This window comes from Mumia sp. ZJ1417, from assembly GCF_014127285.1.
Classification (GTDB): Bacteria; Actinomycetota; Actinomycetes; order Propionibacteriales; family Nocardioidaceae; genus Mumia.
Genome location: NZ_CP059901.1, coordinates 281,140 through 294,789, shown reverse-complemented (window position 1 = coordinate 294,789; position 13,650 = coordinate 281,140). Strand labels below are relative to the sequence as shown.

The 13,650-nt window shown below is 72.2% G+C and carries 11 protein-coding genes and 1 pseudogene; 5 read left to right on the top strand and 7 right to left on the bottom strand.

The window, feature by feature from the left end; all coding sequences use genetic code 11:
- Window positions 1–69: 69 nt before the first annotated feature.
- On the bottom strand, window positions 70–720 hold the full coding sequence (locus H4N58_RS01370) for a response regulator transcription factor (RefSeq protein ID WP_182397129.1): 651 nt from the start codon (window positions 718–720) through the stop codon (window positions 70–72).
- Entirely contained in the window at window positions 717–1,865 is a 1,149-nt protein-coding gene (locus H4N58_RS01365) for a sensor histidine kinase (protein ID WP_167249370.1), read from the bottom strand. Before H4N58_RS01365 ends, H4N58_RS01370 begins: the two co-directional genes overlap by 4 nt.
- 146 nt (window positions 1,866–2,011) lie before the next feature.
- On the opposite strand from H4N58_RS01365, the gene H4N58_RS01360 reads away from it, so the two are divergent.
- From H4N58_RS01360 to H4N58_RS01340, 5 genes are read left to right on the top strand one after another with little or no spacing between them, the layout of a single operon-like run.
- Window positions 2,012–3,862 (top strand): hypothetical protein, encoded by a 1,851-nt coding sequence (locus tag H4N58_RS01360; RefSeq protein WP_167249372.1) that lies wholly within the window; start codon window positions 2,012–2,014, stop codon window positions 3,860–3,862.
- Between the two features lies 1 nt (window position 3,863).
- On the top strand, window positions 3,864–4,061 hold the full coding sequence (locus H4N58_RS01355) for a hypothetical protein (protein ID WP_167249374.1): 198 nt from the start codon (window positions 3,864–3,866) through the stop codon (window positions 4,059–4,061).
- Window positions 4,058–4,504 (top strand): hypothetical protein, encoded by a 447-nt coding sequence (locus tag H4N58_RS01350; protein ID WP_167249376.1) that lies wholly within the window; start codon window positions 4,058–4,060, stop codon window positions 4,502–4,504. Before H4N58_RS01355 ends, H4N58_RS01350 begins: the two co-directional genes overlap by 4 nt.
- On the top strand, window positions 4,501–5,853 hold the full coding sequence (locus H4N58_RS01345; protein WP_167249378.1) for a hypothetical protein: 1,353 nt from the start codon (window positions 4,501–4,503) through the stop codon (window positions 5,851–5,853). Before H4N58_RS01350 ends, H4N58_RS01345 begins: the two co-directional genes overlap by 4 nt.
- A 45-nt stretch (window positions 5,854–5,898) precedes the next feature.
- Window positions 5,899–6,393 carry a DedA family protein gene (locus H4N58_RS01340; RefSeq protein ID WP_167249380.1) on the top strand — a complete coding sequence of 165 codons (495 nt, stop codon included), beginning with the start codon at window positions 5,899–5,901 and terminating at the stop codon, window positions 6,391–6,393.
- 3 nt (window positions 6,394–6,396) lie between these two features.
- Here the strand turns inward: H4N58_RS01340 and H4N58_RS20840 are convergent, their stop codons facing one another.
- The 5 genes and pseudogenes from H4N58_RS20840 to H4N58_RS01320 form a co-directional block, all read right to left on the bottom strand.
- Entirely contained in the window at window positions 6,397–6,975 is a 579-nt protein-coding gene (locus H4N58_RS20840; RefSeq protein ID WP_347878344.1) for an aminodeoxychorismate/anthranilate synthase component II, read from the bottom strand.
- A gap of 150 nt (window positions 6,976–7,125) precedes the next feature.
- Window positions 7,126–9,087 (bottom strand): annotated as a pseudogene (locus H4N58_RS01335) (aminodeoxychorismate synthase component I); the annotation flags it as partial.
- Window positions 9,084–10,091 carry an alpha/beta hydrolase gene (locus H4N58_RS01330; protein WP_167249382.1) on the bottom strand — a complete coding sequence of 336 codons (1,008 nt, stop codon included), beginning with the start codon at window positions 10,089–10,091 and terminating at the stop codon, window positions 9,084–9,086. The pseudogene H4N58_RS01335 and the gene H4N58_RS01330, both read right to left, overlap by 4 nt.
- A gap of 87 nt (window positions 10,092–10,178) precedes the next feature.
- The gene (locus H4N58_RS01325) at window positions 10,179–11,393 is read right to left on the bottom strand and encodes a hypothetical protein (protein ID WP_167249384.1); all 1,215 of its coding nucleotides are present in this window, start codon (window positions 11,391–11,393) and stop codon (window positions 10,179–10,181) included.
- A 110-nt stretch (window positions 11,394–11,503) separates the two neighbouring features.
- Window positions 11,504–13,462 (bottom strand): DNA polymerase III subunit gamma and tau, encoded by a 1,959-nt coding sequence (locus H4N58_RS01320; RefSeq protein ID WP_243842853.1) that lies wholly within the window; start codon window positions 13,460–13,462, stop codon window positions 11,504–11,506.
- Window positions 13,463–13,650 lie beyond the last annotated feature (188 nt).

Sequence of the window (13,650 nt, the reverse complement as noted above, 5' to 3'; positions counted from 1 at the left end):
GGAAGGCCGGATCAGTCCCTCAGGAGCGACAGTCCGATCGCCTCTGGACGTACGCGGCTCAGGGTCGCGTCAGTCGACGAGTCCGGCCCGGTGTGCCAGCACGACCAGCTGGGCTCGGTCACGGGCGTCGAGCTTGGTGAGCAGACGGCTGACGTACGTGCGCGCCGTCTCGCGGGAGAGGAAAAGGGCCTTGCCGATCTCCTCGTTCGTCAGCCCGAGGCCCACCTGGGTGAGCACCTCGACCTCACGCTCGGTGAGCCCGGCGAGCTTCTCCTCTCGGGTCTTGCGGGTCGGGAGCCGAGCGACGCGGTCCATCAGCTGGCGCAGCACCCCCGGCGCGATCTGGGCGCGCCCGTCCGCGGCGTTACGGACCGCTCGCCGCAGCTCGTCGGCGTCGATGTCCTTGAGCAGGTAGCCGTTGGCCCCCGCGGCGATCGCCTCCACCACGTCGTCTCCGTCATCGAAGGTCGTCAGGACGAGCACCGGTGTCTGCGCGAGCAGCGGCTCGGCCCGCATCGCCCGGATCGCCTCCGCCCCGGACATCACCGGCATCTGGAGGTCCATGAGGACGACGTCCGGCCGAAGCTCCCGCGCCACCCGCAGCGCCTCGCGGCCGTCGCTCGCCTCGCCGGCGACCGTGATGTCGTCGGTGTTCTGCATGATCGCGCGCAGCCCGTGCCGCAGGAGGACCTGGTCGTCGACGAGCATCAGCCGGATCACGGGGCGCCCCCGGCCGTCACCGGCATCGTCGGGATCGAGGCCTCCACGACCCACCCGCTCGCGCCGGCGTCGACCTCGAGCGTGCCGCCGAGGTCCGTAACCCTCTCCCGCATGCCGCTCAGGCCGTGCCCAGGCCGGATCTGCGGGGGTACGGCGGCCGTACCGTCGTCGACGACGCGGACGCCGAGCAGCCCCGGCTCCCGCAGGCGCACCCGCACGCTGATGCTCCGCCCGTTCGAGTGACGCAGGGTGTTCGTGATCGCCTCCTGGACGAGGCGGAACGCGGCGGCTCCGACCTCGGGCGCCACGTCGACCGGATCCACCTGCACGTCGACGGCGTACCCGGCGGCGGTGGGCGCGGCCCCGAGGCGGCCCACCTGGTCGAGTCCCGCGTCGGGCTCGAACCGCCCGCTGCCCCGCAGCACGGCGACCGTGCGCCGCAGGTGGGACGACGCGTCGGTGATCGACGACCGTACGAGCTCGTGGGCGTCGTCGCGCTCTTTGGCGTCGCCGGCCTCACGGGCGACGACGGAGTAGAGCGAGGCGACCGACAGCGAGTGCCCGATCGAGTCGTGCAGCTCACGCGCGAGCCGCATCCGTTCCTCCCGCCCCTCCACGACCTGGTCCAGCTCGCCCTGGCGGGTGAGCAGGCGCGAGACCTGCTCGGTCCGCCGCCGCAGGTGCCGCCCGACGCGGACGCTGTGCCCGAGCGCGATCGCAGCGGCGATGAGGGCCGCGTGCGTGATGAACTCGTACCCGACGACCAGAGACACGTTCTGGCCGGTCGCGACCCGGTATGCCGTTGACAGGCCGAGCGTGAGGGTCCCAGTGACGATGGCCGCGCGCAGATGGCCCATCTCCGCGGCCGAGTAGAGCGCGGCCGCGATCGGCACCGCGACGCCGATCGCGGGGAGGCCGGCCGCGTAATAGCTGAAGAAGCCGAGCGTCGTGAGCACGAGCACCAGCACCGGGTGGCTTCGCCGGATGAGCATGAGGAGACCGAGCCCGGCGGCCCACAGGTACGCCAGCGGGTTCACGTCGCCCGCGCGCCCCTCGTGGGAGCTGGCGACGACGGCCAGCACGACCGCGACGCTGACGCACAGCAGCACGTCCGTCCTGCGTGGGGTCATGATCGCCGTTCTCACACGATGATGCTAGGGCGGCGGGGGCGACGGCGCGGTCGTCGACGAGCGACGGTCGGGTCTCCTGCGAGCGACTCATCCCGTGGATGAGCGAGCCACGCGATACATGACCGTTGACATGTGCCATCGCCAATGTCACACTCCCTCGCATGGCCGACACCGCCCTGTACGACGCCCTGCTCGCCGCCGAGCAGCGCCCCGCCGGCGGAGCCGCACTCGACCAGGTGATCGGCATGTCCGTCGCCTCTGCGGTGATCTTCGCGGGCCTCCTTTGGATCGCCTGGGCGCACCGGACGCGTCGCATCACCTGGCTCCAGCGCCTCAGCGATCACGCCGAGCAGCGCCTCGGCCGTCCGGGTTGGGTCGCGGTCCCCGGCGGCCTGCTCGCGCTCGCCCTCGTCACCGCGTTCCTCGGCTTCATCTGGGACGTCAGCCTGCACGCCGGCGTCGGCCGCGACGAGGGCCCGTTGGCCAACCCGGCGCACTACCTGATCCTCGTCGGCCTCTTCCTCACCTTCATCGCCGGCGCGACCGCGATGGTCCTTCCCCTCGACGAGGTGCCCGGGCCCGCGGCGGTCAAGATCACCCGCGCCTGGCGCGTCCCGGTCGGCGGTCTCCTCGTCGCAGGGTCTGGCCTGTACGCCCTGATCGGCTTCCCGCTCGACGACGTCTGGCACCGCATCTTCGGTCAGGACGTCACGCTGTGGGGGCCGACCCACCTCATGCTCATCGGTGGGGCCGGGCTGTCGCTCGTCGGCATCCTCACCCTGCTGCGGGAGGGCGACCTCGCCCAGGGCAAGACCGTCCAGTCGCTGCGCGAGCTGCGCGTACGCATCGCGTACACCGCCGCGTTCGGCGGACTCCTGATCGGCCTGTCGGTGTTTCAGGTCGAGTACGACTTCGGCATCCAGCAGTTCCGTCAGCCGCTTCACCCGATGATGATCGCGGCGGCCGCCAGCCTGGCTCTCGTCGCGGCCAGGCGCGTGCTCGGCGCATGGGGCGCGATCCTCGCCGTGCTGTTCTACCTCGCGGTGCGGGTCGGCACCGCCGTCATCGTCGGCCCCGTCCTCGGCGAGGCGTACAACGTCTTCCCCCTCTATCTCGGCACCGCCGTCGTCATCGAGCTGCTGGCTCTGATCGCCCCGCTCTCTCGCCACCGGCTGCTCTTCGGCGCGGTCGCGGGCCTCGGCCTCTCGACCGTCGGGCTCGCCCTCGAGGGCCTGTGGGTCCAGGCGGCGTTCGTCCTCCCCTGGACCAGCGGCATGTGGCTCGAGGGCCTGCTGATGTCGGTTCCGGTGGGGGTGCTCGCCGGCATGGCGGGAGCCCTGCTCGGGACGGCGCTCACGACCGGCGACATCCCCGGCAAGGCGGTGTGCCGGACGATCATCGTGGCCGGCGTCGTCGCGGTGTCCGTCTCGCTCGGCAACGGGCTCTGGGCCACCGTCCCCGACGCGAGCGCGACCGTCCAGCTCACCGACGTCGACGCCGACCCTGCGACTCGTACGGTCGAGGCCCGCGTGACGTTCGACCGGGTCGACCTGCCCAGCGACAACCCGACGTGGGTGCAGATCACGGCGTGGCAGGGCGGCGGCGAGGGCGTCGTCGTGGACCGGCTCCGCGAGACCGCGCCCGGCGTGTGGGAGACGACTCGGCCGGTGCCCGTCCACGGCACGTGGAAGACCCTGGTCCGCGTGTCCGACGACCGCATCCTCGCCGCGGTCCCGATCTGGATGCCCGCCGACGAGGCGATCGGCGCCAAGGAGCTCGCAGCACCGGCGACGTTCACCCGCGCCTTCGTCCCGGAGACCTCGATCCTCCAGCGCGAGAAGAACGCCGATCATCCGGCGTGGCTCTGGAACGCCGCCTGCACCGTCGTCGCGATCTGCTCGCTGCTGCTGATCTGGGCCCTGTCGTGGGGGGTGGCCCGGGTCGCCCGTTCGACGCCCCGCAGCACGCCCGCCGAGCGCCGCGCGGACGACCGACCACCCGCGCTCGTCTGACATGCCTCCCGATGCGATCCTTCTCGCGCACCACCCCCTGCTCCTCGCGGTCCCGGCGTTCGTCCCGGCGATCGCGATCACGCTGGTCGTGCTCGTGATCGCCAAGCGCGACCGCATCGCCGAGGCCCGCGAGCTCGCCGCGCAGGAGGCCGACACCCACGACCACATCGCCCCGCCCGTCCAGGAGGACGACCGATGACCCCGCCCCGTACGCTCACCGTTCTCGCGCTCGGCCTCGCAGGCATGCTCACGCTCACGGGCTGCGGCAGCCAGAGCGCCGGCTCCGCGAGCGCGGTCGAGACGGAGCCCCCTGCATCCGTCTCGTCGGCGACCGCGGCCACGCCGTCGGGATCTGCGACGCCGACGCTCGACGCGGAAGGTCTCGTCATCGTGGTGAGCATCGCCGGCGGCAAGATCCGCCCGCTGGGCAAGGCGTACGACGCCGAGGTCGGCGAGACGATCACCCTCGACGTCACCTCCGACACCGATGACGAGCTCCACCTCCACGCCGAGCCCGAGCAGACCTTCGCCGTCACCAAGGGCACGCGGTCGTTCACCTTCGAGGTGGACGTCCCCGGCAGCGTCTCTCTGGAGTCCCACCACCTCGGAGGGACGATCGCCACGATCGACGTCCGGCCTTGACGCTCATCGACGGCACAGTCTTCGCCCACGGGGTCGGTGGGTCCACCGACCTCCCCCTCCCGTTGGCGTACGCGATGGTCGGCGCCGCCTGGGCGCTGGCCCTCTCCTTCGCCGTCCTCGCACTCGCGTGGCGGCGTCCCCGTCTCGACCCGAGCACGCCCGGGATCGCGCTGCCGCTGTGGATCACCCGCACGGTCGACAGCGGCCCCTCCCACGCCGTCCTGGGCGTGCTCGGCGTCGGGTTCACCGCCTGGGTCGCGCTCGCGGCGTTCGGCGGTGAGCCCGGTCCCACCAACGGAGCGCCGGGCGCGTTCTACGTGCTGCTCTGGGTGGGCATCGTCCCGCTGTCCCTGCTGTGCGGGCACGTCTGGGCCTACGTCTCGCCCGTACGAGCACTCCACCGCGCCGCCTGCTGGGCGTTGCGGCGCGACCCGGCGACGGGTGTGTGGGCCTATCCCGCGCGGCTCGGCTACTGGCCCGCCGCCTCGGGCCTGCTCGCGTTCGTGTGGACCGAGCTCGCGTCGCCGGACCCCGGCGCGCTGGAGACCGTACGGGTCTGGCTCGTGGCGTACGTCGTCGTCGGGGTGCTCGGCGGGCTCGCCTTCGGCCGGCGGTGGTTCGAGCGAGCGGACCCGTTCGACCTGTACGCGGCGTTCGTCGCCGCGCTGTCGCCGTTCGGACGACGCTCACCGGATGACCGCCGGATCGTTGCCCGCAACCCGCTGTCGAACCTCGCCGGCCTCCCGGTCGACCGCGGCATCGTCGCCGTCGTCGCGGTGCTGCTCGGATCGACCGCGTTCGACTCCGCGCTCGGCACGTCGTGGTGGATGACGGAGGTGCAGTCCTGGTACGCCGGGTCGCCGGCGCTCGCCGTCTCGTACAAGTCCCTCGGGCTGGTCGCGATGATCACGCTCGTCGGTGGCATCTTCGTCCTGGCCGCACGCGCGACCGGCGGGCTCGCCGGGGTCCAGCGGCGCGCGATGCCGGGCGAGCTGGCGCACTCGCTGGTGCCGATCGTGGTCGGGTACGTCGGCGCGCACTATCTGTCGTACCTCGTCGAAAAGGGTCAGCGCACCGTCATCGCCCTCGCCGACCCGCTCGACCGCGGCTGGGACCTGCTCGGCCTCGGCGGTCTCGAGGTCTCGTACTGGTTGTCCGAGCACCCCCACCTGCTCGCCGTCCTCAAGGTCGGGCTCGTCCTCACCGGCCATGTCCTCGGGGTCATCGCCGCGCACGACCGCTGCATCCGCCTGCTGCCTCGTGCGCACCACCTCACCGGCCAGCTCGCGCTGATGCTGGTGATGGTCGGCTACACGTTCCTCGGGCTGTTCCTCCTGTTCGCGGGGTGAGGGCGGCTGTCCGGCGTGTGGGCCGGGGTTCCTAGGCTGGTGCCTGTGGATCGCCCCGAAGGACCCGCCGTCACGGTGTGGCTGTTCTTCTTCGTCGTCGTCTTCCTGAGGGCGCAGGCGACGTACTGGATCGCGCGGGTCGCCGCCGTCCAGGTGCTCACCCGCCCCCATCCGACCGGCGGTTGGCGAGCCCGCACCCACGACTGGCTCGAGGGCGACTCGGCCCAGCGCGGCGCCGATGTCGTACGACGGTGGGGCGCGCTCGCGGTGCCCGTCTCGTTCCTGACCGTCGGTGCGCAGACCGTGATCAACGCGGGCGCGGGCGTCGTCCAGATGCCGTTCATGCGCTATCTGCTCGCGATGATCCCCGGCTGCATGGTGTGGGCGCTGGTGTGGACGACGATCGGGATGTCGGCGTTCTACGCGGCGGTCGGTGCCGGTCTGACGACGGGGTGGGGCATCGCGCTCGCGGCGCTCACCGTCGTCGGCGTGGTCGCCGCCGTGGTCGTGTTCCGCCGCCGCTCACGGGCTCGGGCGTAGGGGTCACGCTCGAACGTCTGGGGACAGGAAGTTCACGAGGAGATCGTGCCCACGCGGGGTCAGGATCGACTCCGGATGCACCTGCACGCCCTCGACCGGGTGCTCGCGGTGACGCACGCCCATGAGCACGCCCTCGGCGTTCCAGGCGGTCGGGACCAGCGCATCGGGGAGGCCCTCCACGATGAGTGAGTGGTAGCGCGCCGCGACCAACGGCCCGTCCATCCCTGCATACACGCCGAGCCCGTCGTGGTGGATCAGCGACGGCACGCCGTGCACCGGACGCGGCGCCCGCACGACCCGCGCCCCGTACGCCTCGCCAATCGCCTGGTGCCCGAGGCAGACGCCCAGGATCGGCGTGGACGAGCCGAACGCACGGACGGCGTCGACGCTGACACCGGCTCCGGAGGGCGCGCCCGGTCCGGGCGAGAGGACGAGGTGCGTGAACGCTCCGGCACGGCGCATCCGCTCCAGCGCGTCGACGTCGACCGCGTCGTTGCGCACCACGGTGGCCTGGGCACCGAGCTCCCGCACGTACTGCGCGAGGTTGTGCACGAACGAGTCGTAGTTGTCGATGAGCAGCACCCGCGCACCCGCCCGCGACGAATCTTGAGGAGTTGCGCCCACGAGCGGGGCCGAATCCCTCAAGTTCGGTGGGGCCGAGGTATCGAGGCTTCGCAACCAAGCGGTCGTACGGCCGGGAGCGCGCTGCACCACGCCCTCGACCTCCGTCACGGCACGGACCCGGCCGATCGCGTTGGTGACGAACAGCTCCGTCGCGCCGGCGAGCTCGGCGAGCGCGATCCGGCGCTCGTGGACCGGCACCGCCCGCGCGCGCAGCAGCCCGAGGACCACCTCCCGCGTCACGCCGGGCAGGATCCGCCCGTCGAGCGCCGGGGTGTGGACGCCGTCGTCGAACACTGCGAACACGTTGCCCCGTCCGGTCTCCAGGACGCTGTCGTCCGTGTCGACGAGCAGCGGGTCGCGCGTCGGCGTCCACGGCGCGCCCGGAAGCGTGTCCAGCAGCGCGCGGTCGCGCCACTTCGCGTCGCCGAGGCCGCCAGGGACGACGACGGGCCGCAGGGTCCACGGGTCCGACGGCACGACTCCGGCCGGTGTCGTACGGACGTCGACGGCGCCCGTACGGGGATCGAGCGCCAGCCGCAGGCGGTGCGAACCGGCGAGGTCGGTCGCGGCATCACCCGCGCGTAGGGCGAGGTCGTCGGCGTCGAGCGCGATGCCGTACACCGCCCGCGCGGCATCCGCGAGGCGCGTGACGTGTCCGTCGAGGTCGACGGGGACGCCGTCGCGGACGAGGAGCGTGTCGAAGATGCCGGAGGCGGGGTCGGGGGGACGGTCTCGATACACGGCTCGCCCTGGGGGGCTCGCCGCTCCTCGACCCACGGGACCCGAGCTCGCCGCTCCACCGGCGAACGTCCCGCCCACGGCACGCAGGAGCGGGGTCGCCTTCGTGAAGCACTCGCGCAGCTCGTCGTCGGGGTCGGAGTCCGCGACCACACCACCGCCGACACCGAGCCACACGTGCTCGCCGCGCACCTCGAACGTCCGGATCGCCACGTTTGCCTCGAGGCCGCGCGGCCCCGCGTAGCCGACCGCGCCGGTATAGACCTCCCGCCCCGTCGCCTCCAGCTCGCCGATCACCTGCATCGCGCGGACCTTCGGCGCGCCCGTGACCGAGCCGGGCGGGAACGACGCCCGCAGCACGTCGGCGTCACTCGTCCCCGGGAGCAGCACCGCCTCCACGTCCGACACGAGGTGCCACACCCCGGTGTGCGGGCGCGGCGCCGCGGTCGCCGTGACCTCCACGGTGCCGGTCCGGGCCACGCGGCCGAGGTCGTTGCGGACCAGGTCGACGATCATCACGTTCTCGGCGCGGTTCTTCACCGAGGCCGCGAGCTCCGCCGGGTCGGAGCCCGCCGGCGCCGTCCCCTTGATCGGCGACGACACCACACGGTCACCGGTCCGGCGCACGTACAGCTCGGGTGACAGGCTCACCACCGTGCCCGTACGACCCGCGATGAACGCCGCGTATGCGGGGCGCAGCTCCTCGACGCCCGCGAGGAACATCTCGAGCGGGTCGCCGCTCAGCCGAGACTCGAGGCGCAGGCAGATGTTCGCCTGGAAGATGTCGCCCGCGTGGATGTGCGCGATCGCCCGCCGCACGGCCTCACGGTGCGCGTCGAGCCCGGGCACGGCGACGAACGGCTCGAGTGCGTACGGCGCCGCAGCCGGCTCGGGGCCCGCCAGCAGCGCCGCCAGCGCGTCCCACCGTCGCTCGGCCGCCTCGGGCGCGGCCACCGACTCGAACCACCACACCCCGTCCGGCTCGCGCCGCAGCACGGTGTCGTAGCGCGCGAGGTCGGCGTCGGGCAGCGGGTACGGCCGCGGGGGCGCCTCGCCGATGTCCTCGAGCCGGGCGCCGAGCGGGTATCCCCACCAGCCGATCCACGTGCCCGCCGCCGTCGCCGACGCGGCGGCGCCGTCCGCCGGCCCCGTCCCGAGATCGAACGGATCCTCGTCGGCGCCGAGCAGCCGGTCGGGCTCGTACGCGACGAGATCGTGCCCGTCGTCCCACGCCCCGACCAGGGCCACGAGCCGGTCGCGGTCGCGGAGCCGGCGCAGCAGCGCACCGGTCGCGACCGGCCCGACCCGCCGGCGCACGGCGGGACCGGTCATCCGGCCGGGAGCTCCTGGGGCCCCACGACAAGCCGCGCCTCCTGACGCAGCCACGTGTCGACGACCTCGTACGCGCGCTTGCGCGGGCCCTCGGTCGACAGGAAGACGTCGTGACGCGCTCCCTCGATCGGCACCACGTGAGTGTCGCCGCCCAGGCAGCCCGACCAGCGCGCGATCTGGCGCACGTCGAGCACGGCGTCAGCGGAGTCGACGGCGTCGGAGTAGTCGCTCGCGACGTGGCTGCGGGTCGAGCGCAGGACGAGCGCGGGCACCCCGATGTCGAGGCCGCGGTGGAACCGGGCGTGGGCGAGCCGGATCGCACGCAGCCACCCGAACGTCACGGGGAAGCCCGAGATCGGCTTCCAGGCGGTGTTGAACTCCCACTCACCGAAGTGCGACGAGGCCAGGCTCGCCCCGTACGCGTCGCCGGGCGGCAGCTTGATGACGGTCGTCGGCTTCACGCGACCGACGAGCTTGACGACCTCGGTGCCGACCGAGCGCAGGTAGCGCGCGCCCTGCAGGTCGAACCATGGGCTGTTGAGGATCAGCCCGGCGACCCCGTCACCGCGCTCCCCAGGCGTACGGCGGCGGTCGAGCCACAGCGGCAGGATCAGCCCGCCGGTCGAGTGCGCCGCGAGCACCACGTCGTCGGCCTGCTCGGCGCGCACGATCGCCAGCGCCCGCTCGAGCTCGGCGTCGTACAGCGCGAGGTCGGAGACGAAGTGTGCGGTGTGCCCCGGCTGCAGCGAGCGACCGCACTTGCGGAGGTCGAGCGCGTAGAACGCAAACCCGCGCGCCGCGAAGAAGTCGGCGAGCTCGGTCTGGAAGAAGTAGTCACTGAACCCGTGGACATAGAGAACCGACCCGGTCGGCGTCTCGTCGGCGTGCGGCACGCGGCGTACGAGGGTGGCGTCGATGCGGCCCTCGCCGTCGGGGTCCTCGCCCAGGTCGATGCGGTGCTGCTCGTACCCGGGGCCCAGCACGTCCGGCTGCCAGCTGGTCATTGGCGCTCCTCTCGCGGCCGCTCGCCCGCGACCTCCACGTCGAAGCGTACGGGGAGGCGCGGACGAGCGGCCACGGTCTGCCGTGAGTCAGCCGACCTTCTCGAACGGGGTCGGCGTCGCCCCCGTCCAGCGGTAGAGGTCGAGCGCACCGGTCTGCTTCTTGACGCCGTCCTCGACGACGGGACCGCCGGAGGCCCCGTAGAAGTAGCCTCCTCCGACCGACACGAGCCCGTACGACGCGTCGAACGTCCAACCGAAGGTCGACGACGCCGGGTCGTACTGCCCGGCAGGCAGCAGCGACAGGTGGTCTCCGAGTTCCGGCTCGGCCTGCCCGCGCACGACCGCCTGGTACGGGGGACGGTCGCCATCGACGACGAACAGCGAGTAGTTCGGGTAGCCCGGCTTGGTGCCCTTGTAGACCGCGAGGAACCAGTGCCCGGACGCTTCGTCGTACTCGAGGTTCTGGACCCCGTACGTGGTGTTGCCGGTGAACACGAAGTACTTGTTGCGGACCTCGCGCGGCCCGCTGCGGTGCGGCGCGTCCTGGACGAGCGGCTTCTCGTAGCGGCGCCAGCTCGCGACGTCGTACTCGAGCAGCACCTGGTTGTCGTTGTCGATGCGGTCCTTGTGGGCATACACCCCGTATGCGACGCGCAGCACCTGCTTGCCCTTCGCCCTGCCCCTGTCCTTGCCGGCGGCGGGGCCGAACGCGACACCGTCGATGCCGCTGCTGCCGTAGCGGTGATCCGCCGTGTTGCCGGTGTCGCCGTCGAACACGCCGTCACGGTCCATGTCGGCGGTGAAGTCCTCGACGACCTCCGGGAGATAGACGGTCGTCATGATGCCGTCGGTCTCGGCGTCCATGCCGATGCGGTCGATCTTGGCGCCGTCGAAGATCGCGATGTAGAAGGCTTCCTCGGCCTTGTACTCCAGCGACCCGTAGACACGGCCGTCGTGCGTGTTGAGGTCGAGGTCTCCGAGGTGGCCCGTGAGACCGGTGACTGTCCCGAGGACGTTGCCTTCGAGGTCGGTCTTGACGAGCACCTGGGTGAACGACCAGTAGACGACGCCCTCATGCTCGTCGATCGCGGCGCCCTGGACGTGGCTCGTCGGCCAGGCACCGCCGTCGATGTGGCGTGGGAGTACGGGTGGTTTGACCGGTGCGCCCGCGCGGGCGTCTGTGGAGGCGGCGGGGCCGGTCGTACGGTCGGCCGCGGGTTCGGCGACGGCGGATGCGGTGGGTAGGACAAGCGCTGCGGCTGCCAGGAGGGCGGCCCCGGATCGTGCGATCGAGTGGCGCATGGATTCCTCTCGTCGGTGTGCTTGTGCACATCGAACCTAGAGGAGTTGGCGACAATCCGACATCGAGGCGACGAGACGACAAACCTCCGACGACGCCCGCGTCGCCGACCTCAGTCGTGCGGGATCTCGCTGATGACCTGCGCGCCGAGCGTGCGGCTGAGGAGCTCCTCGTGGCTCAGGCCGTCGTTGTCCATCGCGGGATCGTCGGCACGCGCGTGATGGTCGGGGTCGTACGCCTCCGGGCGACCGGAGTCCTCGCGCAGGGTCGCGCGGGCGGCGGCGATCGCGTCGGCGCTCGCGCGCTCCGGTCGCGTCGGGGCAGGAGGCACCACGGAAGCGGTGGGCGCCTCGGGCGCAGCCCCTTGCGACGACTCGGGCGGAGCCGCAGCCGCCGGCGCCGGGGACTCCGGCGGACGCTGGTGCGGCGCAGGTGTCGGAGGCAGAGCGCCCCCTGCGGCGGACGGGTCGACGACCGCCTCGACACGCCACGTCCCGCCGAGGACCTCGGAGAGTGCGGTGCCGAGGATGCCGTCCGAGCCGCTGCGGGCGAACGAGTCGCGCGCACCGGCGTTGACGAGACCGACGGTGACGGTGTTGCCCTCGAGCGAGTGCACCTGGGCGTTCTGGCTGAGCATGACCCAGGTGAACCGCCGCAGCGCGCGCACCTTGTCGAGGATGTCGGGCCACAGTCGGCGGACGTCGGCGACTCCGACCGTGCCCGGCGTCGCGGGCGGCTGCTCGGCCCGTGCCTCGACGGGAGCCGCTGCAGGTGCCGCTGCGGGTGTGGGCGTCGGCGCCGGCGCCGTCGACGCAGGGGCCGCCACAGGCGCGGGGGCCGGCGCCGGCGTGGGAGCAGTAGCGGGAGCCGGAGCTGGCGCAGCAGCCTGCGGGGCGTCGCCCACCATCGCCAGTCGTCGCTCGATCCTGTCGAGCCGCGCCTGGATACCGTCGGGCGTGGCGTCAGCACCGGGCAGGAGGATGCGCGCACAGACGAGCTCGAGCAGCAGCCGCGGCGCCGTGGCCCCGCGCAGCTCGGTCAGCCCCGCACTGACGACGTCGGCAGCACGGGTCAGGTCGGCACGGCCGAAGCGCGCGGCCTGGTTCTCGATGCGCTCTGCACGGTCGCCGGGGATGTCGATGAGGCCGATCGAGATCGCGTCGGGCACGTTCGCGACGATCACGAGGTCGCGCAGGCGCTGGAGGAGGTCCTCGGCGAAGCGGCGCGGGTCCTGCCCCGTCTCGACGACCTTGTCGACTGCGGCGAAGACCGCTCCACCGTCTCCCGCGGCAAAGGCGTCGACGACCTCGTCGAGCAGCGAGTCAGGCGTATAGCCGAGCAGCGCCGCGGCGAGGTCGTACGTGACCCCCAAGTCGTCGGCACCGCTGATCAGCTGGTCGAGCACGCTCAGCGTGTCGCGAACCGAGCCGCCGCCGGCACGGACGACGAGCGGGAGCGCGGTCGGCTCCAACGGCACCCCCTCCGTACGGCCGAGCTCCTCGAGGTACGAGGTGAGGACCTTCGGCGGGACGAGCCGGAACGGGTAGTGGTGGGTCCGCGAGCGGATCGTGCCGATGACCTTCTCGGGCTCGGTCGTCGCGAAGATGAACTTGAGGTGCGGGGGTGGCTCCTCGACGAGCTTGAGCAACGCGTTGAAGCCCTGGCTCGAGACCATGTGGGCCTCGTCGATGATGTAGACCTTGTAGCGGCTGTTGACCGGGGCGAAGAATGCCCGCTCGCGCAGGTCACGCGCGTCGTCGACACCACCGTGGCTCGCGGCGTCGATCTCGATGACATCGATGCTGCCGGGGCCACCGCGCGCGAGGTCGCGGCAGCTCTGGCACTCACCGCACGGGTCGGCGACAGGAGCACGCTCGCAGTTGAGGGCGCGCGCGAGGATGCGGGCGCTCGTCGTCTTGCCGCAGCCGCGCGGACCTGAGAACAGGTAGGCGTGGTTGACGCGGTTGTTGGCCAACGCGTGCCGCAGCGGCTCGGTCACATGCGTCTGGCCGATCACCTCGGCAAAGGTCTCCGGGCGATACCGCCTGTACAACGCCATGGGTTCGTCCACGCCTCAACCCTAACGATCGCTCCTGACGGTCGACGGGGACCGCTGGCTATACGCAAGGCCCCACGACACGTCGGCGTCGCGGGGCCTTCCGGGGGTTTGCTTCCTCGCACGGCGCCCGAGGCGCACTTGCACTGTCCTACCGTGCAGTTCGCGCACCGTGCAAGGGTCAACGGCGACTTTTTTCACTA

Bases quoted from the DNA above. Each gene is read 5' to 3' on its own strand.
- H4N58_RS01355 (WP_167249374.1), top strand. From the start codon at position 3,864: ATGCCTCCCGATGCGATCCTTCTCGCGCACCACCCCCTGCTCCTCGCG.
- H4N58_RS01330 (WP_167249382.1), bottom strand. From the start codon at position 10,091: ATGACCAGCTGGCAGCCGGACGTGCTGGGCCCCGGGTACGAGCAGCAC.
- H4N58_RS01325 (WP_167249384.1), bottom strand. From the start codon at position 11,393: ATGCGCCACTCGATCGCACGATCCGGGGCCGCCCTCCTGGCAGCCGCA.
- H4N58_RS01360 (WP_167249372.1), top strand. From the start codon at position 2,012: ATGGCCGACACCGCCCTGTACGACGCCCTGCTCGCCGCCGAGCAGCGC.
- H4N58_RS01350 (WP_167249376.1), top strand. From the start codon at position 4,058: ATGACCCCGCCCCGTACGCTCACCGTTCTCGCGCTCGGCCTCGCAGGC.